Below are 18,772 nucleotides of genomic sequence, written 5' to 3'. Positions count from 1 at the left end.
CCCTTTGAAAAAGGGGAGGCGGGGGGATTTGCTGTTGCTCTCCGCTTACCCCGGACAAAAGCAAATCCTCCCAGCCCCCCTTTTTCAAAGGGGGGGGGATTTCTGGCGTAGTCCTGAAAGGGCTGGGATCCGGGAGCGCCGCCCTTGAACACGTTCGGACAGCTGTTCCGCGTCACCACCTTCGGCGAATCGCACGGCCCGGCGATCGGCTGCGTGATCGACGGCTGCCCGCCCGGGATCGCGATCGCCGCGGAGGACTTCGCCGGAGACCTGGCGCGGCGCGCCACCGGCCGCACCCGCCACACGTCGGCGCGGCACGAGAGCGACACCGTGGAGATCCTGTCGGGCGTGTACGAGGGCAGCACCACCGGCACGCCCGTCGCGCTGCTGATCAGGAACACCGACGCGCGCAGCAAGGACTACGACCGCATCGCGCGGCAGTTCCGTCCCGGCCACGCCGACTACACCTATTGGCAGAAGTACGGCGTCCGCGATCCGCGCGGCGGCGGGCGCTCGTCGGCGCGCGAGACCACGATGCGAGTGGCCGCGGCGGTGGTCGCCAAGCGCTGGCTGCGCGAACGCCACGGCGTCGTCGTGCGCGGGCATCTGGCGCAGATCGGCGAGATCGTCCCGTCCGCGCACGACTGGTCGGTGGTCGAGGACAACGCGTTCTTCTGGCCGGACGCGGCGCAGGTGCCGGAGCTGGAAACCTACATGGATGCACTGCGCAAGTCCGGCGACTCGGTCGGCGCGCGGGTCACCGTGGTCGCCGACGGCGTGCCGCCCGGCTGGGGCGAGCCGGTCTACGGCAAGCTCGACGCCGACATCGCCGCGGCGATGATGTCGATCAACGCGGTCAAGGGCGTGGAGATCGGCGACGGCTTCGCCAGCGTCGCCCAGCGCGGCACCGCGCACCGCGACGAGATGAGCGCCGGGGGATTCCTGTCGAATCATGCCGGCGGCATCCTCGGCGGGATTTCCACCGGGCAGCGCATCCTCGCCTCGGTCGCGTTCAAGCCGACCTCGAGCCTGCGCCTGCCCGGGCGCGGGCTCGACATCGACGGCGAAGCGGTGGAAGTGGTGACCACCGGCCGTCACGATCCCTGCGTCGGCATCCGCGCCACGCCGATCTGCGAGGCGATGCTGGCGCTGGTGCTGATGGACCAGGCGCTGCGCCATCGCGCGCAGTGCGGCGACGTCGGCGAGGTGGCGCCGCGGATCCCGGCCGGCGCCGCCCAGGGAGAATCGCCCGGGGACGCCGGCGATGGCTGAGCCGCGTCCGCGGGTGTGGCTGGCGCGCCCGCTGTTCGAGGACATCACCGCGCGCCTGGACGGGCATTTCGACGTGGTGCGCACGCCGGTCGAGGACCGCTACCCGCCCGCCGCGGTCGCCGGGCACCTGCGCGAGATCGATGGTGCGCTGGTGACCCTGAGCGAAAAGATCGGCGCGGAAGAAATCGCCGGTGCCGCACGGCTGCGTGCGATCGCCAACGTCGCCGTCGGCTACGACAACCTCGACCTGCCTGCGCTCACCGCCGCGGGGGTGCTGGTCACCAACACGCCCGATGTACTGACCGAGACCACCGCCGATTTCGGCTTCGCGCTGCTGATGGCCACTGCGCGCCGCATCACCGAGGCCGAGCGCTGGCTGCGCGAGGGCCGCTGGGACAGGTGGTCTTTCGACCGGCTGCTCGGTGCCGACCTGCACGGCAGCACCCTCGGCATCCTCGGCATGGGCCGGATCGGACAGGGCATCGCCCGTCGCGCCGGCGGCTTCGACATGCGCGTGCTGTACCACAACCGCAGCCGGTTGCCGGCGGAGACCGAGAGCGCCTGCAAGGCCCGATACGTCGGTTTCGCCGAGCTGCTGGCGCAGGCCGACCACCTGATGCTGGTGTTGCCGTACACGGCGCAGACGCACCACGTCATCGACGCCGCCGCGCTGGCGAAGATGAAGCCGACCGCGACCCTGGTGAACATCGCCCGCGGCGGCATCGTCGACGAGCCGGCGCTCATCGACGCGCTCGCGCACGGTCGCCTGGCGGCGGCCGGGCTCGACGTCTACGAGGGCGAGCCCGCGGTACGGCCGGAACTGCTGGCATTGCGCAACGTGGTGCTCACCCCGCATATCGCCAGCGCCAGCCCGGCCACGCGCCGGGCGATGGTGGCGCTGGCGGTCGACAACCTGATCGCCGCGCTCGGATGCGGCCCGGACGCCGGCAGGCCGTCGGCGCCGGTGAATGCAGGGAAGATGAAACGATAGGGGCCTGGCCGCATCATCGTGGCCGCAGGTCCCCGAAACCGGCATCAACGTCCCCTGTAGGAGCGGCTTCAGCCGCGACCCCGCGGGGAACAGGAACCAACCGCGGTCGTTTTCCATCGCAACGCGCGGCGCCGCGCTTGTCGTCGGGGCTGCCGATGGACCTGCCCGGCGTGGTCGCGGCTGAAGCCGCTCCTACACGACATACATGTTTTCTCTCTCCATGACTTTCGGAAATAGCATCCAAATGAATTCTCCATCCAGACGTTTTAAGGTCGCGATCGTCGGCGCCACCGGCGCGGTCGGCGAGACCATGCTGTCGATCCTGGCCGAACGGAAGTTCCCGGTCGGCGAGCTGGTCGCGCTGGCCAGCGAACGCTCGGCCGGCGGCACCGTCGAGTACCGCGGCGACGAGATCCTCGTGCAGGACCTGGCCACGTTCGATCCGGCCGGCATCGAGATCGCGCTGTTCTCGGCCGGCGGCAGCGTGTCGAAGGAATACGCGCCGAAGTTCGCTGCCGCCGGCGCCGTGGTCATCGACAACAGTTCCGCGTTCCGCTACGACGACGACGTGCCGCTGGTCGTCAGCGAGGTGAATCCCGAGGCGGTGAAGGCACGGCCGCGTGGGATCATCGCCAACCCCAACTGCTCGACCATGCAGATGTTGGTGGCGCTGGCGCCGATCCACCGCAAGGTGGGGATCGAACGCATCAACGTCGCCACCTACCAGTCCGTGTCCGGCGCCGGCCGCGCGGCGATGGAGGAACTGGGCCGCCAGACCGGCGCCATGCTGAACTTCCAGGACGCGGATCCGCAGCGCTTTCCGGTGCAGATCGCCTTCAACCTGATCCCGCAGATCGACGAGTTCATGGACAACGGCTTCACCAGGGAGGAAATGAAGCTGGTCTGGGAGACCCGCAAGATCCTCGGCGACGACAGCATCCAGGTGAATCCGACCGCGGTGCGCGTGCCGGTGTTCTACGGCCATTCCGAGGCGGTGCACATCGAGACGAAGACCAAGCTCACGGCGGTCGACGCCCGTGCGCTGCTGGCCTCGGCACCGGGCGTGGAGGTGGTCGACGAGCGCCGCGCCGGCGGCTACCCGACGCCGGTGACGCACGCGTCCGGCAAGGATGCGGTGTACGTCGGCCGCATCCGCGAGGATCTCTCGCACCCGCGCGGACTGAACCTGTGGATCGTTTCGGACAACATCCGCAAGGGCGCGGCCCTGAACGCGGTGCAGATCGCCGAACTGGTGGCGGCGGCGGGCGCGGAATAGGCGGGCGTCGCGGTTTTCCGGCCGCGTCATTGCGAATCGACGCCCCGGCCGGCTAGAGTCGTAGCCCGAAGAGGGGAGATGCATGCTGTCGAAGTGGCGAATCGCGTGGGTGCTGGCGCTGGCGCTGTTGGCCGGTCCGGCGTTCGCGCTCGGGCTTGGCCAGATCCAGGTGCGTTCGCAGTACGGCGAGCCGTTCCTGGCCGAGATCCCGATCGTCTCCGGCGACCCGGCGGAACTGCGGCACCTGCAGGCGCGACTGGCGTCGCCCGAGACCTTCGCCAGGATCGGGCTGGAACCGCCGCAGGGCGTGGTCTCGGACCTGCAGTTCACGGTCGCGCTCGACGCCGGCGGCCGTCCTGTGGTTCGCGTCACCAGCGCCGGGCCGGTCGAGCAGCCGCTGCTGACCTTCCTGGTCGAGGTCGACTGGGGGCAGGGGCGGCTGGTGCGCGAATACTCGGCACTGGTCGATACGCCCGATACCATGGCCGCGCCCGCGCAGCCGCCGGTGCGCGCCCCGGAAGCGGCGCCGGCGGGCACGATCGTGCGGCCGCCGCAGCCGGACGCCGCCGCGGTCGCCGAAGTGCCGTCGGAAGCCGCCCCGGCCGCCGAAGCGGCCGCCGGGCCCGAAGCGACGGCCGGCGATGCGGTCGCGCCCACTCCGGCGCCGCGGCCCCCGGCGCCGCCTCCCGCCGCCACCGCGATGTCGGTCCCCGGCGAGTACGGTCCGGTGCAGGCCGGGGACACCCTGAGCCAGATCGTGCAGCGGATCTCCCCGGACGACGACGTCAGCCTGAACCAGATGATGCTGGCGCTGCTGCGCGCCAATCCCGAGGCGTTCATCGCCGGCAACGTCAACCTGGTCCGGCAGGGCGCGGTACTGCGGATCCCGCCGCGCGACGAGCTCACCCGCGTCTCGGCCGCCGAGGCGACGGCCGAGGTGCGCGCGCAGGTGGCGCGCTGGCGCGAGATGTCGGTGCCGGCGCCGCAGCCGGAGGCCGCCGTCGCGGCTGCCGCGGACGGTGCCGGCGATGCGCCGGCGACGGAAAGCGGCGGGTCGGCGCGCACCGCCGAGGCGCGCCTGGAGATCGCGCCGCCATCCTCCGGTGGCGGCCAGCAGGCGGGAACACGGTCCGGCATCACCGCCGGCGGCGAGGGCGAGATGCTTCGACAGGACATGCAGGAAACCCGGGAAACACTGGCCGCGCGCGATGCCGAGGTCGAGGAGCTGAAAACGCGGATCGCCGAACTCGAGCAGCTGCAGCAGCAACAGCAGCAGCTGATCACACTCAAGGACAGCGAACTGGCCGCCGCGCAGCAGCGCCTGGCCGAATCCAACCGGCAACCGGCGACGACCCTGGCCGAGACCGGCGAGCAGCCGGTCGCGGTCGGCGTTCCGGCGGTCGAGACCGGCGGCGGGACCTGGCTGTGGCTCGGCCTTGGCATCGCGTTGCTGCTGGCGGCGCTGGTGGCATGGTTCTGGTCGCGGCGCGAAAAGCCCGTGCCCGCGCGCAGCTTCCGCGCCGGCGCGCCGGCCTCCGCGGCCTCCGCGGCGTCACCGTCGAGCTCCGGAGCACGATCCGGAGCGAAGCCCGGCAGGACCGGCAAGCGGGCCGCCGCCACGACGCCGACCTGGCACGGCGGCGATGCCGGAGCAGCAGAATCGCCACCGACGGTGCCGCCGGCCGCGCCCGCGTCGGAACCGCGTTTCGACTACGGCCCCGTGCCGACTGCCGAGACCAGGATCGCGACCGGCGAATCCGACGCGCTGCAGGCCGAGCGGCTGGAGCAGGCGGGGCAAACGGATCCGGATGCGACCGCAACGTCCGTGACGGAGCTCGAGCCGGGGCAGGAGCGTATCGAACTCGCCCGCGCCTATGTCGAACTCGGCGATGTCGACACCGCCCGCAGCCTGTTGCAGGAAGTCGTCGCCATCGGCAGCAGCGGCGAACGCGGCGAAGCGGAGCGGCTGCTGCGCGAGATCGGCTGAAGCCGCCGGCGCATCCGCCGATCGCCGCGACGCCGCATCGAACCGGGTGGCCGCGCCCTGCGGCCGGTTCCGGCGCTGAAGTCGGCGCGGCCACCCGCTAGCATCTCCTGCTCTTTCCACCTACCGGACTCCGCATGCGCTACGCACTGGGCGTCGAATACGACGGCGGCGACTTCTCCGGCTGGCAGCGCCTGAGCCAGCCGGGCACGGCCGGGCCGCCGACCGTGCAGGCCGCGCTCGAGCGTGCGCTGTCGGAGGTCGCCGATGCGCCGGTCGCCACCGTCTGCGCCGGACGCACCGACGCCGGTGTCCACGCGCGCTGCCAGGTGGTGCATTTCGACAGCCAGGCGCGCCGCGAGCCGCGCGGCTGGATGCTGGGCGCGACCTCGCGGCTGCCGCCGGCGGTGGCGGTGCGCTGGTGCGTGCCGGTCGGCGACGACTTCCATGCGCGCTTCTCGGCGCGCGCGCGGCGCTACCGCTACCGCATCGTCAACCGTCCGGTGCGCGCCGCGCTCGAGCGCCAGTACCTGGCCTGGTACCGGCAGCCGCTGGACGCACAGGCGATGCACCGCGCCGCGCAGGCCCTGGTGGGCGAGCACGATTTCTCCAGCTTCCGCACCGTGCGCTGCCAGGCGCCGCACGCGCGCCGCGAGTTGCAGCGGATCGCGGTCGAGCGCGTCGGCGAAGAACTCGCGGTGGAGCTGCAGGCCAACGCCTTCCTGCACCACATGGTCCGCAACATCGTCGGTTCGCTGCTCGAGGTCGGGGCGGGCGAGCGCTCCGGCGCATGGATCGCCGAACTGCTGGCGGCGCGCGACCGCACCCTGGCCGGGGCGACCGCGCCGGCGGCCGGGTTGTCGTTCCTGTGTCCGCTGTATCTGCCTGAATGCGGTCTTCCGGAAGAGGTCACGCTGTGAACGGCGCGGGGTTCATGCGCACGCGCGCATGGAAAAAGTTACGCTGTCCCGCTATCCATCCGTCCCTCGCCCGTCGATGAGCCGCATCCTGCTCCGCACCCGCATCAAGTTCTGCGGCATGACCCGTGCCGGCGATGTGCGCCTGGCCGGCGAACTCGGCGTGGACGCGGTCGGCTTCATCTTCGCCGCCGGCAGCCCGCGCCGGGTGGAGCCGGAGGAAGCGCGTGCCATGCGCAATGCGCTCGCGCCGCTGGTCAACGCGGTGGCGGTGTTCCGCAACAACGACGGCGATTCGGTCCGCGAGGTCGTGCGCCAAGTGCGTCCCTCGCTGCTGCAGTTCCATGGCGAGGAAGACGACGCCTTCTGCCGCAGCTTCGGGATTCCCTACATCAAGGCGGTGCCGATGGGCGGGCCCATGGCGCTCGATGCGACCGGACTGCGGCTCAAATTTCCAAGCGCTTCCGGATTCCTGTTCGACAGCCACGGCGGCGACGCGCAACCCGGCAGCGGCAGCGCTTTCGACTGGAAGCGGATCCCCCCGGGCCTGGACCTGCCGTTCTTCGTCGCCGGCGGCCTCGACCCGGACAACGTGTTCAACGCCGCGCTGGGAACGCTGCCCTGGGGCGTGGACACCTGCAGCGGCATCGAAAGCGCGCCGGGCATCAAGGACGGCGACCGCATGCGCCGTTTCGTGCAGGAGGTCCGCCGCGCCGACTGCACCGACCTGCCAGAAAGGAATTCCGGTGACTGAGCGCGCCATGGACTATCACGCCTGGCCCGATGCCGGGGGCCATTTCGGCCGTTTCGGCGGACGCTTCGTGGCCGAGACCTTGATCGGACCGCTGCAGGAGCTGGCTGCCGCCTACGACGCGGCGCGCGTCGATCCGGCGTTCGTCGCGGCGTTCGAGCGCGACCTGGCGCACTACGTCGGCCGCCCCAGCCCGATCTACCACGCCGAGCGGCTGAGCGAGGAGGCCGGCGGCGCGCGCATCCTGCTCAAGCGCGAGGACCTGAACCACACCGGCGCGCACAAGATCAACAACACCATCGGCCAGGCGCTGCTCGCCACCCGCATGGGCAAGACGCGGATCATCGCCGAGACCGGCGCCGGCCAGCACGGCGTCGCCAGCGCCACCGTGGCCGCGCGGCTGGGGCTCGAGTGCGTGGTGTACATGGGCACCACCGACATCGAGCGGCAGAAGATCAACGTCTACCGGATGAAGCTGCTCGGCGCGGAAGTGGTGCCGGTCACCTCCGGTTCGGCGACGCTGAAGGACGCGCTGAACGAAGCGATGCGCGATTGGGTGACCAACGTGCGCGACACGTTCTACATCATCGGCACCGTGGCCGGGCCGGACCCGTATCCGCGCATGGTGCGCGATTTCAACGCGGTGGTCGGCCGCGAGGCGCGCGCGCAGATGTTGGCCGAATACGGCCGCCTGCCCGACGCGGTCACCGCCTGCGTCGGCGGCGGCAGCAACGCCATCGGCCTGTTCCATGCCTTCCTCAACGATGCCGACGTGCGCGTGGTCGGTGCGGAGGCGGCCGGCGAGGGCATCGCCAGCGGCCGCCACGCCGCGTCGCTGGCCGCCGGCCGTACCGGCGTGTTGCACGGCAACCGCACCTACGTGCTCTGCGACGACGATGGCCAAATCACCGAGACGCACTCCGTCTCCGCCGGACTGGACTACCCGGGTGTCGGACCCGAGCACGCGTTCCTGAAGGACAGCGGCCGCGCCGAATACGTCGGCATCAGCGACGACGAGGCGCTGTCCGCCTTCCACCTGCTGGCGAAGACCGAGGGCATCCTTGCCGCGCTCGAGTCCAGCCACGCCATCGCGCAGGCGATCAAGCTCGCCCGCGAGCTGCCGAAGGACGCCCTGGTGTTGTGCAACCTGTCCGGCCGCGGCGACAAGGACGTGCACACCATCGCCGCGCGCGAAGGCGTGGAGGTTTGAGGCAGGAGTGAATGAAGAGGAGTGAGAAACGAGAGGATCAGGCCTCTCGGGTCGTCGTTTCCGAATCTGCTCCCAGCCTTTGCTTCCACTCGTTTCTCACTCCTCTACCCTCACTCCTCGCCCCCATGTCCCGTCTCGAACAGAAATTCACCGCACTCAAGGACGCCGGCCGCAAGGCGCTGGTTCCGTTCATCACCGCCGGCGATCCGTCGCTGGAGGCGACCGTGCCGGTGATGCATGCGATGGTCCGGGCCGGCGCCGACGTGATCGAGCTCGGCGTGCCGTTCTCCGACCCGATGGCCGATGGGCCGACCATCCAGCGCAGTTCCGAACGCGCCCTCGCGCGGGGCGCGGGAATGTCGTTCGTGTTCGAGGCGGTGAGGACATTTCGTGAGCGCGACGCGGACACCCCGGTGGTGCTGATGGGGTATCTCAATCCGGTCGAGATCCGCGGCGCGGAGCGGTTCGCCGCGGCGGCGGCCGCGGCGGGGGTCGACGGCGTGCTGCTGGTCGATCTGCCGCCGGAGGAGGCAGCCGAATTCCGCGACGCGTTCGCCGCGCACGGAATCGCCTTGATCCTGCTGGCCTCGCCCACGACCGACGAACATCGCCTGCAACGGCTGTGCGCCGATGCCAGCGGATACCTGTACTACGTCAGCTTCGCCGGCGTGACCGGGGCTTCGGAGCGGCTCGATACCGCCGCCGCCGGCGAACGCCTGCGCGGTATCCGCGCGCGAACGGAGGTGCCGGTGGTCGCGGGCTTCGGCATCCGCGACGCCGCCGGTGCCGCGGCCATGGCCGTGGATGCGGACGGGGTCGTGGTCGGCAGCGCGCTGGTCGCCGTGCTGGCCGACGCCGCGTCCGCGGACGAGGCCGGAACCCGGGCGTCGGCGTTCCTGGCACCGCTGCGCGCTGCGCTGGACGCGGGGCCCCGGACATAGACCGTCGAGCCTGAACGGAAGCGCGAATCCGAAGTCCCTGGCAGGATGGTTCCGGCTGTCCATTGGCACCGCCCGTGGCGGCGGGCCTTCTCTCGTCACCACGGAATCGTCTGCCTGGCGCGGCCCGCGCTAGACTTGTGCTTGCAGCAGGCGCCGGCGCGCCGCCCCAGGTCCGCATACGGCGGCCGTTCCGAACATGCGAAGGTGAATCCGACTTGAGCTGGCTGAAGAAACTGATGCCCGCGAGCATCCGCACCGAGAGCGGTGCGCCGCGCAAGCGCAGCGTGCCCGAGGGGCTGTGGGAGAAATGCGAGCGCTGCGGCGCGATCCTGTACCGGCCGGAGCTGGAGGAGAACCTGGAGGTCTGCCCCAAGTGCAGCTTCCATCGGCCCATCCGCGCCCGTGCGCGGCTGCGCGGCTTCCTGGACCGCGACAGCGGCGACGAGATCGCCGCCGAGCTCGGCCCGACCGACGTGCTGCGCTTCAAGGACCAGAAGAAATACGCCGACCGCATCAAGGCCGCGCAGAAGGCGACCGGCGAGCGCGATGCCCTGGTGGCGATGGCAGGCGCGCTCAAGGGCAGGCCGATCGTCGCCTGCGCGTTCGATTTCGCCTACATGGGCGGCTCGATGGGCTCGGTGGTCGGCGAGCGCTTCGCCCGCGGCGCCGAGCGCGCGCTGGCGCTGGGCAGCCCGTTCGTGTGCTTCTCCGCCAGCGGCGGCGCACGCATGCAGGAAAGCCTGTTCTCGCTGCTGCAGATGGCCAAGACCTCGGCCGCGCTCGGCCGGCTGCGCGCCGCCGGGTTGCCGTACGTCTCGGTGATGACGCACCCCACGACCGGCGGCGTCTCGGCCTCGTTCGCGATGCTCGGCGACATCAACCTGGCCGAACCGGAAGCGCTGATCGGCTTCGCCGGCCCACGGGTGATCGAGCAGACCGTGCGCGAGACCCTGCCGGAAGGCTTCCAACGCAGCGAGTTCCTGCTCGAGCACGGCGCCATCGACCAGATCTGCGACCGCCGCGAACTGCGCGAACGCATCGCCCGCCTGCTCGCGCTGATGATGCGGCAGCCGCGGCCGGAGGAAGACGTGGAGGTGGTGGCATGAGGCCGGGAATGGGGAATCGGGAATCGGGAATCGGGAAAGGCAGGGTGCCGACACGCCTGTCGGTGCAGGATGCCTGCGGCCGCCGCCCGGCCCACAAGAGCGGATTCGTCTGGCGCCGGAACCGGCGTGATGTCCTGCTCTTCCGATTTCCCATTCCCGATTCCCCATTCCCTGCTCATGGGCGGAACCGCCCATGAGCAGGAAGTACTTCGGCACCGACGGCATCCGCGGCCGCGTCGGCGTGGCGCCGATCTCGGCCGATTTCGTGCTGCGCCTGGGCAATGCCTACGGCCACGTGCTGCGCGGCGACGATGCGGCATGGCGCAAGCCGTTCGTGGTGATCGGCAAGGACACCCGCATCTCCAACTACATGTTCGAGGCGGCGCTGGAAGCCGGGCTGGTCGCGGCCGGCGTCGACGTCGAGCTGATGGGGCCGATGCCGACCCCGGCGGTCGCGCACCTGACGCGGTCGCTGCGCGCCGACGGCGGCATCGTCATCTCCGCCTCGCACAATCCGCACCACGACAACGGCATCAAGTTCTTCTCGGCCGAGGGCGAGAAGCTCGACGACGTCACCGAACTGGCGATCGAGGCCGCGCTGGAGGTGCCGTTCCGCACCGCCCCTTCCGACAAGCTCGGCAAGGCGGTGCGCACCCGCGATGCGGTCGGCCGCTACCTGGAGGCCTGCAAGGGCTCGCTGCCGCGCAAGTTCGACCTGGACGGCATGCGCATCGCCATGGACTGCGCCAACGGCGCCACCTACCAGATCGGCCCGCTGGTGCTGCGCGAGCTGGGCGCGCGCGTGGACGCGATCGGCATCGAGCCCAACGGCGTGAACATCAACGACGGCGTCGGCTCCACCCACCCGCAGGCCCTGGCCGAACAGGTGCGGGCGACCGGCGCCGAACTCGGCATCGCCTTCGACGGCGACGGCGACCGGGTGCTGTTCGTGGCAGGCGACGGCCGCATCGCCGACGGCGACGACCTGCTGTACATCCTGGCCAGCGACTGGCAGGTCAGCGGCCGCCTGCGCGGCCCGGTGGTCGGCACGCTGATGACCAACTACGGTTTCGAGCAGGCGATGGCCGCGCGCGGGATCGGTTTCGTGCGCGCCAAGGTCGGCGACCGCTACGTGCACCAGGCGCTGCTGCAGCACGGCGGCACGCTCGGTGGCGAGACCTCCGGGCACCTGCTGTGCCTGGATCGCGCCAGCACCGGCGACGGCATCGTCAGCGCGCTGCAGGTGCTGGAGGTACTCAAGCGCCGCGGGATCTCCCTGCAGCAGGCGCTGGAAGGTCTGCGGAAACTGCCGCAGCAGACCGTGAACGTGCGCTACGGCAACGGCGCCAGGCCGGCCGAGGCGCCTGCAGTACAGGCCGCACTGGCACGGGCGCAGGCCGCGGTGGAGGGCAGGGGGCGCGCCTTCCTGCGCCCGTCCGGCACCGAGCCGGTGGTGCGGGTGACGGTCGAGGCCGACGACGCCGCGCTGATGCAGCAGACCTTGGATGGCCTGGCCGACGCGGTGCGCGCGGCGGCGGGCTGATCGACTACGGAGAGTTTCATGGCTTCGCGCATTCCCACCCTGGACATCCGCCGTTTCGACAGTGACCGCGACGCCTTCGTCGCCGAGCTCGGCGCCGCCTACCGCGAATGGGGCTTTGCCGGCATCGGCGGTCACGGCATTCCGCAGTCGGACATCGACGCGGCCTACCGTGTCTTCGTCGAGTTTTTCGCCCTGCCCGAGGACGTCAAGATGCGCTACCACGTGCCGGGCAGCGGCGGCGCGCGCGGCTATACCCCGTTCGGGGTGGAAACGGCCAAGGGCGCCAGCCACTTCGATCTCAAGGAGTTCTGGCACATCGGCCGTGAGATCCCCGATGACTCGAAGTACCGCGAGGTGATGCCACCGAACCTGTGGCCGGTCGAGGTCGAGGGGTTCCGCGAACACGGCTACGGCCTGTACCGGACGCTCGACCGGCTCGGCTCGCGCGTGCTGGCGGCACTGGCCCTGCACATCGGCCTGCCGGAGGACTGGTTCGCCGACAAGACCGATTTCGGCAACTCCATCCTGCGCCCGATCCATTACCCGCCGATCACCACCGACGACATCCCCAACGAGCGCGCCGGCGCGCACGAGGACATCAACCTGATCACCTTGCTGGTGGGCGCCAGCGCGGCCGGCCTGGAAGTGAAGTCGCGCAAGGGCGAGTGGGTGCCGTTCACCGCCGACGAGGACGTCATCGTGGTCAACATCGGCGACATGCTGCAGCGCCTGACCAACCACGTGTATCCGTCCACCACCCATCGGGTGGTCAATCCGCAGGGTGAGGAGGCGCGCAAGCCGCGTTATTCCACGCCGTTTTTCCTGCATCCGAATCCGGACTTCGTGATCGACGTGCTGTCGGCGACGGTGACCGCGGACAACCCGAACCGCTATCCCGAGCCGATCACCGCGCAGGGCTACCTGGAAGAACGCCTGCGGGAAATCAAACTGAAGTAGGAGCGCCCCATGGGCGCGATACCGCGGGTGCCGGCAGGATCCGGTGGATGCCGCGATTCTGGACCGGCAAACGCGCCGGTCACCGGGATTTGCGGGCGGCGAAATGTCCGCGGCATCGCGCGTATGACGCGCTCCTACGGATGAGCGGCCGGCGTGACCTCGCGGCCGATCCACAGGAGCGCGCCGCCGCCGCGACCGCTAGAATCGCGTTTCCACTACTGAAGGAGCATCGCAGATGCGCCCACGCATCGTGGCCGGGAACTGGAAGTTGCACGGCGACCGCGCCTTCGCGCGCGCGCTGCTGGACGCGCTGGCCTCCGCTGCCGCGCCCGCCGGGGTGGAACGGATCGTGATGCCGCCGTTCCCCTACCTGGGCGAGCTGGCCGCGGCCTACGCCGGGCGCGGCCTCGGTTTCGGCGCGCAGGACGTCAGCGCGCAGGCGAAGGGTGCCTACACCGGGGAGGTGTCGGCGGCGATGCTGGCCGATGTCGGGGTCCGCCACGTCCTGGTGGGCCATTCGGAGCGCCGCCAATACCACGGCGAGGACAGCGCGCTGGTCGCGCGCAAGTTCGCCGTGGTCCGGCAAGCCGGCCTGGTGCCGGTGCTCTGCGTCGGGGAAACCCTGGATGAACGCGAGGCCGGCAGCACCGAGGCGGTGATCGCGGCCCAGCTGGCGCCGGTGTTCGAGGCGGCCGGGGATCGGGCGCTGGAGGGGGCGGTGGTGGCCTACGAGCCGGTCTGGGCCATCGGCACCGGCCGCACCGCGACCCCGGAGCAGGCCCAGGCGGTCCATGCCTTCATCCGTGGCGAGGCGGCGCGCCACGATGCTACAATCGCCGGCTTGCTGCCCGTCCTGTACGGGGGCAGCTGCAAACCAGACAATGCTCCCGCGCTGTTTTTGCAGCCGGACGTGGATGGCGGGCTGATCGGCGGCGCCTCGCTGGTCGCCGAAGATTTCCTCGCCATCATCGCCGCTGCGGCGCCCTGACCGGATCCGATCCGCATGCTGTTGCTCGTTCTCAACGTCCTGTTCGTCCTGATCGCGATCGCCATGGTCGCGCTGATCCTCATGCAGCGCGGCTCCGGCGCGGCGGCCGGCTCCGGCTTCGGCGGCGGCGCTTCCGCCACCGTCTTCGGCGCCCGCGGTTCGTCGAGCTTCCTGACCAAGGCCACCAAGTGGCTGGCGATCGGATTCTTCGCCATCACCCTGTTCATGGCCTGGCACGCGACGCGGCAGGCCGCGCCGCAGCAGGTGCAGCAGGACCTGGGCGTGATGTCGATTCCGCAGGCGCCGGCGGCGGACGCCGGTTCGGTACCGGCGGCGCCCGGACAGGCGCCGGACACGGCCGTACCCGCCGCGCCGGCGTCGGACCTCCCCGAGGCGCCCGCCGAGGCTGCCGGGCAGCAGCAGGCGCCCGCGCAGGAGCCTGCGCCGGCGCAGGAAGACGAAGAGCAATAGCGTTTACAATGCGCTGTCCGCCGTCCGCGATCGTCGGGCGGCACCATTGCCCAGGTGGCGGAATTGGTAGACGCACTACCTTGAGGTGGTAGCGACGAGAGTCGTAGGGGTTCGAGTCCCCTCTTGGGCACCATATCCGGCTTCGCGCACCATGTTCGCGAGGCGATCAAAACCCCGCTCCCGAGCGGGGTTTTTGCTGTCCGCGGCGCGCATGACGGACGCGGGCGCGATTCGCAGTGCTGCTGGCTTCACGCCATGCGAACGATTCGATGCGCACGGGATGCGATGGCCGCGTAATCGTTTACTCGCGAGTTCACGAACCGCTACAATTCACGGGTTCGAGCGCGGCCCCGGGCGACCGGGGCGGAGTGCACGCCGCATCGAGATGCCAGGGATGGCGCAAGTCCGTGCGGACCTTCCGTCGAAGGTCCGTAGTCTTCAACGCCGTGACGCGGTCACCGTGTCGCGGCTGGCGCGAAAGCGTCGAGCAACGGCCGCCGAGTGCGGCAAGTAGCCGAGAGAACAACGCGTGCTGGCCGAATACCTGCCGACCCTGCTGTTCCTGATCGTTGCCACCGGCATCGGCATAGCCCTGCTGATCATCGGCAACCTGCTCGGACCCAAGCGTCCGTCGGCGGAGAAGCTGGCGCCCTACGAGTGCGGCTTCGCCGCGTTCGAGGACGCGCGCATGCAGTTCGACGTGCGCTATTACCTGATCGCGATCCAGTTCATCATCTTCGACCTGGAGATCATCTTCATCGTGCCGTGGGCCACCGTGTTCCGCGACCTCGGCGTGGTCGGCCTGGTCGAGATGGGCATCTTCGCCGGCATGCTGCTGCTCGGCTTCATCTACGTCTGGAAGAAGGGAGCACTGGAATGGGAGTGATCCAGACGATCCAGAAGGCCGCCGACTTCGCCAGCAATCCGCTGCCGGAAGGGCAGTTCGACGACATCCTGCGCCCGCAGGGGGAGAACCCCCTGCTCGAGCGCGGCTTCGTCACCACCAGTTCCGACATCCTGCTCAACTGGGCGCGCACCGGCTCGATGTGGCCGATGACCTTCGGCCTGGCCTGCTGCGCGGTGGAAATGATGCACGCCGGCGCGGCGCGCCTGGACCTGGACCGCTATGGCGTGGTGTTCCGCCCGTCGCCGCGCCAGTCCGACGTGATGATCGTCGCCGGCACCCTGGTCAACAAGATGGCCCCGGCGCTGCGCAAGGTCTACGACCAGATGCCCGACCCGAAGTGGGTGATCTCGATGGGCAGCTGCGCCAACGGCGGCGGCTACTACCACTACTCGTACGCGGTGGTGCGTGGCTGCGACCGCATCGTGCCGGTCGATATCTACGTGCCGGGCTGCCCGCCGACCGCCGAAGCGCTGGTCTACGGCATCCTGCAGCTGCAGCGCAAGATCCGCCGCGGTACCAATTTCGGCGAGAACCGCACGGGACTGCGCGAATGAGCGACAAGGTGAACGTTTTCGCGGATCGCCTGCGCGCGCGTTTCGACGGCGCGGACGTCTCGGTGAGCGAGCCGCGCGGCGAGGTCGGCATCGTGTTCGACGCCGCCGCCTGGCACGACGGCTGCCTGGCGCTGCGCGACGAGTTCGGCTTTGAGCAGCTGATCGACGTCTGCGGTGTCGATTACCTGAGCTACGGCAGCGACGAGTGGGACACCGACGTGTCCTCCGAAGGCTTCAGCCGCGGCGTCGAGGGCCGCGGCCCGGGGCGGTTCGGCTTCGGGCAGACGCCGAGCCGGCAGCTGCAGCAGCCGGACGGCGAGGGCGCGATCGCGCCGCCGCCGAAGCGCTTCGCGGCGGTGGCGCAGCTGCTGTCGGTGCAGCACAACCAGCGCCTGCGCGTGACCTGCTTCGCCCCAGACGACGCGCTGCCGATCGTCGCCTCGCTGACCGATATCTGGCCGGTGGCCGACTGGTTCGAGCGCGAAACGTTCGACCTGCTCGGCATCATCTTCCAGGGCCATCCCGACCTGCGCCGGATCCTGACCGACTACGGCTTCATCGGCCATCCATTCCGCAAGGACTTCCCGCTGATCGGCAATGTCGAGGTGCGCTACGACGCGGAGAAGAAGCGCGTGATCTACGAGCCGGTGACCTCGGTCGAGCCGCGCGTGCTGGTGCCGCGGGTGATCCGCGACGACGCACGCTACGCCACCGCTACCGGCGAGCAGGTGGCGCGCAGGACGGGGGGCGCAAAATGAGCGACGTGAGCGTTCCGGTCCATCCGCCGGTCGAGCCCAGCGCCAGCAGCGCCGCGGTGCTCCGGCAGGAGATCCGCAACTACACGATGAACTTCGGCCCGCAGCATCCGGCCGCGCACGGGGTGCTGCGCCTGATCCTGGAGATGGACGGCGAGACCGTGATGCGCGCCGATCCGCACATCGGCCTGCTGCACCGGGGCACCGAGAAGCTGGCAGAGTCGAAGCCGTTCAACCAGTCGATCGGCTACATGGACCGGCTCGACTACGTGTCGATGATGTGCAACGAGCACGCCTACGTGCGCGCGATCGAGACCCTGATGGGGATCGAGGCGCCGGAGCGCGCGCAGTGGATCCGCACGCTGTTCGACGAAGTGACCCGCATCCTCAACCACCTGATGTGGATCGGCTCGAACGCGCTCGACCTCGGCGCGATGGCGGTGTTCCTGTACGCGTTCCGCGAGCGCGAGGAGCTGATGGACGTCTACGAGGCGGTCAGCGGCGCGCGCATGCATGCGACGTACTACCGTCCCGGCGGCGTCTATCGCGACCTGCCGGAGCGCATGTCGCAGTACCGCGAATCGCCGTGGCGCAAGGGAGCCAAGCTCAAACGCTTCAACGCCTGGCGCGAAGGCTCGATGCTGGACTACCTGGAGGCCTTCGCCAAGGACTTCCCGGCGCGCATCGACGAGTACGAGACGCTACTCACCGACAACCGCATCTGGAAGCAGCGCACGGTCGGCATCGGCGTGGTGCCGCCGGACAAGGCGCTGGCCTGGGGCATGACCGGCCCGATGCTGCGCGGCTCGGGCGTGGCCTGGGACCTGCGCAAGAAGCAGCCCTACGCCAGGTATGCCGAGGTCGACTTCGACATCCCGGTCGGCGTCGAGGGCGACTGCTACGACCGCTATCTGGTGCGCGTGGCGGAAATGCGCCAGTCGGTCCGCATCATCGAGCAATGCGTGGCCTGGCTGAAGGCAAATCCCGGCCCGGTGATGATCGACAACTACAAGGTGTCGCCCCCCTCCCGCGAGGAGATGAAGGACGACATGGAAGCGCTGATCCACCACTTCAAGCTGTTCACGGAAGGTTATTGCGTGCCTGCGGGCGAGACCTACTGCGCGGTCGAGGCGCCCAAGGGCGAGTTCGGCTGCTACCTGGTGTCCGACGGCGCCAACAAACCGTTCCGCGTGCACCTGCGCGCGCCCGGCTTCGCCCACCTGTCGTCGATGGACGCGGTGGTGAAGGGGCACATGCTGGCCGACGTGGTGGCGATGATCGGTACCTACGACATCGTGTTCGGAGAAATTGATCGATGAGGCAGGGAACGCGCATGGTGCAGCCGTCCGTGAGGCGGAGGTCCGGTGCCGCCGCGAGTCGCGGCCCGATATCCGCTTGGTCGCGACGGCACCGAACCTCCGCTTCCGATGTCGTCGGTGCTTCGGAAGAAGCCATCCGCTTTTCCGGTCCGATTGCGGGATTGTGCGGAGCGCCTGCCGGGTGCCGCGCTGACCAAGCGGATATCGGGCCGCGACTCAGCGTGGTACCCGGCAGGCGCCCCCGACGGCCCTGCATTGGAGTACTGCGGGAAACCTTCGTATGAGAGCTACAGGAAACTTCGAGAATGCGCGCAACGTCGACCCGATGGTCGCGTTGAACGACGACACCCGTGCGCACATCGACCACTGGCTGGCCAAGTTCCCGCCGGACCGCAAGCGCTCGGCGGTGCTGCAGGGCCTGCAGGCCGCGCAGGCGCAGAACGGCGGCTGGCTCAGCGACGAGCTGATCGCCGCGGTCGCCAAGTACCTGGGCATTCCGCCGGTATGGGCGTACGAGGTCGCCACCTTCTATTCGATGTTCGAGACGCAGAAGGTCGGCCGCAACAACGTCGCGTTCTGCACCAACATCAGCTGCTGGCTCAACGGCGCCGAGGGCCTGGTCGCGCATGCCGAGAAGAAGCTCGGCTGCAAGCTGGGCGAGTCCACCGCCGACGGCCGCGTCTACCTCAAGCGCGAGGAGGAGTGCGTCGCCGCTTGCTGCGGCGCACCCGTCGTCGTGATCAACGGCCATTACCACGAGAAGCTCACGCCGGAGAAGGTCGACGAGTTGCTGGAGGCGTTGAAATGACCGCTATCCATCGTCGAGCCGG

Annotated in this window: 18 protein-coding genes and 1 tRNA gene; all 19 read left to right on the top strand. The window is 69.8% G+C overall.

The genetic code is table 11. The features are described from left to right. Positions 1–144 precede the first annotated feature (144 nt). The 19 genes from aroC (at position 145) to nuoE (ending at position 18,750) form a co-directional block, all read left to right on the top strand. On the top strand, positions 145–1,272 hold the full coding sequence (gene aroC / locus AB5T46_RS14685) for a chorismate synthase (RefSeq protein WP_370564766.1): 1,128 nt from the start codon (positions 145–147) through the stop codon (positions 1,270–1,272). Beyond that, positions 1,265–2,263 (top strand): 2-hydroxyacid dehydrogenase, encoded by a 999-nt coding sequence (locus tag AB5T46_RS14680; protein WP_370564765.1) that lies wholly within the window; start codon positions 1,265–1,267, stop codon positions 2,261–2,263. Before aroC ends, AB5T46_RS14680 begins: the two co-directional genes overlap by 8 nt. Positions 2,264–2,507: 244 nt before the next feature. Next, positions 2,508–3,539: an aspartate-semialdehyde dehydrogenase gene (locus AB5T46_RS14675; protein ID WP_370564763.1), complete on the top strand. Its 1,032-nt coding sequence runs from the start codon at positions 2,508–2,510 to the stop codon at positions 3,537–3,539. Between the two features lie 82 nt (positions 3,540–3,621). After that, positions 3,622–5,526 carry a FimV/HubP family polar landmark protein gene (locus AB5T46_RS14670; protein WP_370564762.1) on the top strand — a complete coding sequence of 635 codons (1,905 nt, stop codon included), beginning with the start codon at positions 3,622–3,624 and terminating at the stop codon, positions 5,524–5,526. 134 nt (positions 5,527–5,660) lie between these two features. Further along, positions 5,661–6,443, top strand: coding sequence for a tRNA pseudouridine(38-40) synthase TruA (gene truA, locus AB5T46_RS14665; RefSeq protein WP_370564761.1), 783 nt, complete (start codon positions 5,661–5,663; stop codon positions 6,441–6,443). Between the two features lie 76 nt (positions 6,444–6,519). Continuing rightward, the gene (locus AB5T46_RS14660; RefSeq protein WP_370564760.1) at positions 6,520–7,194 is read left to right on the top strand and encodes a phosphoribosylanthranilate isomerase; all 675 of its coding nucleotides are present in this window, start codon (positions 6,520–6,522) and stop codon (positions 7,192–7,194) included. A 7-nt stretch (positions 7,195–7,201) separates the two neighbouring features. Beyond that, on the top strand, positions 7,202–8,401 hold the full coding sequence (gene trpB / locus AB5T46_RS14655) for a tryptophan synthase subunit beta (protein ID WP_370564858.1): 1,200 nt from the start codon (positions 7,202–7,204) through the stop codon (positions 8,399–8,401). 125 nt (positions 8,402–8,526) lie between these two features. Continuing rightward, a complete protein-coding gene (trpA, locus tag AB5T46_RS14650) occupies positions 8,527–9,342 on the top strand; it encodes a tryptophan synthase subunit alpha (RefSeq protein WP_370564759.1) in 816 nt (271 codons plus the stop codon). 215 nt (positions 9,343–9,557) lie between these two features. Next, on the top strand, positions 9,558–10,448 hold the full coding sequence (gene accD, locus AB5T46_RS14645; RefSeq protein ID WP_370564758.1) for an acetyl-CoA carboxylase, carboxyltransferase subunit beta: 891 nt from the start codon (positions 9,558–9,560) through the stop codon (positions 10,446–10,448). Positions 10,449–10,641: 193 nt separating this feature from the next. Then, complete coding sequence (gene glmM, locus AB5T46_RS14640; RefSeq protein WP_370564756.1) at positions 10,642–11,991, top strand: phosphoglucosamine mutase; 1,350 nt, start codon at positions 10,642–10,644, stop codon at positions 11,989–11,991. A gap of 18 nt (positions 11,992–12,009) precedes the next feature. Further along, positions 12,010–12,948: an isopenicillin N synthase family dioxygenase gene (locus AB5T46_RS14635; RefSeq protein WP_370564755.1), complete on the top strand. Its 939-nt coding sequence runs from the start codon at positions 12,010–12,012 to the stop codon at positions 12,946–12,948. A gap of 235 nt (positions 12,949–13,183) precedes the next feature. After that, entirely contained in the window at positions 13,184–13,936 is a 753-nt protein-coding gene (gene tpiA, locus AB5T46_RS14630) for a triose-phosphate isomerase (protein ID WP_370564754.1), read from the top strand. Between the two features lie 15 nt (positions 13,937–13,951). After that, complete coding sequence (gene secG, locus AB5T46_RS14625; RefSeq protein ID WP_370564753.1) at positions 13,952–14,407, top strand: preprotein translocase subunit SecG; 456 nt, start codon at positions 13,952–13,954, stop codon at positions 14,405–14,407. A gap of 48 nt (positions 14,408–14,455) precedes the next feature. Next, a tRNA-Leu gene (locus tag AB5T46_RS14620) sits at positions 14,456–14,540 on the top strand. A gap of 396 nt (positions 14,541–14,936) precedes the next feature. Beyond that, positions 14,937–15,293: an NADH-quinone oxidoreductase subunit A gene (locus AB5T46_RS14615; RefSeq protein WP_149193728.1), complete on the top strand. Its 357-nt coding sequence runs from the start codon at positions 14,937–14,939 to the stop codon at positions 15,291–15,293. After that, positions 15,284–15,868: a NuoB/complex I 20 kDa subunit family protein gene (locus AB5T46_RS14610; protein ID WP_370564752.1), complete on the top strand. Its 585-nt coding sequence runs from the start codon at positions 15,284–15,286 to the stop codon at positions 15,866–15,868. Before AB5T46_RS14615 ends, AB5T46_RS14610 begins: the two co-directional genes overlap by 10 nt. Next, positions 15,865–16,626 carry an NADH-quinone oxidoreductase subunit C gene (locus AB5T46_RS14605; RefSeq protein ID WP_370564751.1) on the top strand — a complete coding sequence of 254 codons (762 nt, stop codon included), beginning with the start codon at positions 15,865–15,867 and terminating at the stop codon, positions 16,624–16,626. The genes AB5T46_RS14610 and AB5T46_RS14605 overlap by 4 nt, the downstream gene beginning before the upstream one ends. Positions 16,627–16,712: 86 nt before the next feature. Further along, on the top strand, positions 16,713–17,942 hold the full coding sequence (locus AB5T46_RS14600) for an NADH-quinone oxidoreductase subunit D (protein WP_370564857.1): 1,230 nt from the start codon (positions 16,713–16,715) through the stop codon (positions 17,940–17,942). A 280-nt stretch (positions 17,943–18,222) separates the two neighbouring features. Further along, complete coding sequence (nuoE, locus tag AB5T46_RS14595; protein WP_370564750.1) at positions 18,223–18,750, top strand: NADH-quinone oxidoreductase subunit NuoE; 528 nt, start codon at positions 18,223–18,225, stop codon at positions 18,748–18,750. Positions 18,751–18,772 lie beyond the last annotated feature (22 nt).

The sequence above is a fragment of the Luteimonas salinilitoris genome (assembly GCF_041300785.1).
Lineage (GTDB): Bacteria > Pseudomonadota > Gammaproteobacteria > Xanthomonadales > Xanthomonadaceae > Luteimonas > Luteimonas salinilitoris.
The sequence above is the reverse complement of the archived record's forward strand: the minus strand, read 5'-3'. Positions and strand labels throughout refer to the sequence as shown.

Bases quoted from the DNA above. Each gene is read 5' to 3' on its own strand.
- AB5T46_RS14605 (WP_370564751.1), top strand. From the start codon at position 15,865: ATGAGCGACAAGGTGAACGTTTTCGCGGATCGCCTGCGCGCGCGTTTC.
- trpA (WP_370564759.1), top strand. From the start codon at position 8,527: ATGTCCCGTCTCGAACAGAAATTCACCGCACTCAAGGACGCCGGCCGC.
- AB5T46_RS14610 (WP_370564752.1), top strand. From the start codon at position 15,284: ATGGGAGTGATCCAGACGATCCAGAAGGCCGCCGACTTCGCCAGCAAT.
- glmM (WP_370564756.1), top strand. From the start codon at position 10,642: ATGAGCAGGAAGTACTTCGGCACCGACGGCATCCGCGGCCGCGTCGGC.
- truA (WP_370564761.1), top strand. From the start codon at position 5,661: ATGCGCTACGCACTGGGCGTCGAATACGACGGCGGCGACTTCTCCGGC.
- trpB (WP_370564858.1), top strand. From the start codon at position 7,202: ATGGACTATCACGCCTGGCCCGATGCCGGGGGCCATTTCGGCCGTTTC.
- AB5T46_RS14670 (WP_370564762.1), top strand. From the start codon at position 3,622: ATGCTGTCGAAGTGGCGAATCGCGTGGGTGCTGGCGCTGGCGCTGTTG.
- AB5T46_RS14675 (WP_370564763.1), top strand. From the start codon at position 2,508: ATGAATTCTCCATCCAGACGTTTTAAGGTCGCGATCGTCGGCGCCACC.
- AB5T46_RS14660 (WP_370564760.1), top strand. From the start codon at position 6,520: ATGAGCCGCATCCTGCTCCGCACCCGCATCAAGTTCTGCGGCATGACC.
- AB5T46_RS14600 (WP_370564857.1), top strand. From the start codon at position 16,713: ATGAACTTCGGCCCGCAGCATCCGGCCGCGCACGGGGTGCTGCGCCTG.
- AB5T46_RS14680 (WP_370564765.1), top strand. From the start codon at position 1,265: ATGGCTGAGCCGCGTCCGCGGGTGTGGCTGGCGCGCCCGCTGTTCGAG.
- AB5T46_RS14635 (WP_370564755.1), top strand. From the start codon at position 12,010: ATGGCTTCGCGCATTCCCACCCTGGACATCCGCCGTTTCGACAGTGAC.
- nuoE (WP_370564750.1), top strand. From the start codon at position 18,223: ATGAGAGCTACAGGAAACTTCGAGAATGCGCGCAACGTCGACCCGATG.
- secG (WP_370564753.1), top strand. From the start codon at position 13,952: ATGCTGTTGCTCGTTCTCAACGTCCTGTTCGTCCTGATCGCGATCGCC.
- tpiA (WP_370564754.1), top strand. From the start codon at position 13,184: ATGCGCCCACGCATCGTGGCCGGGAACTGGAAGTTGCACGGCGACCGC.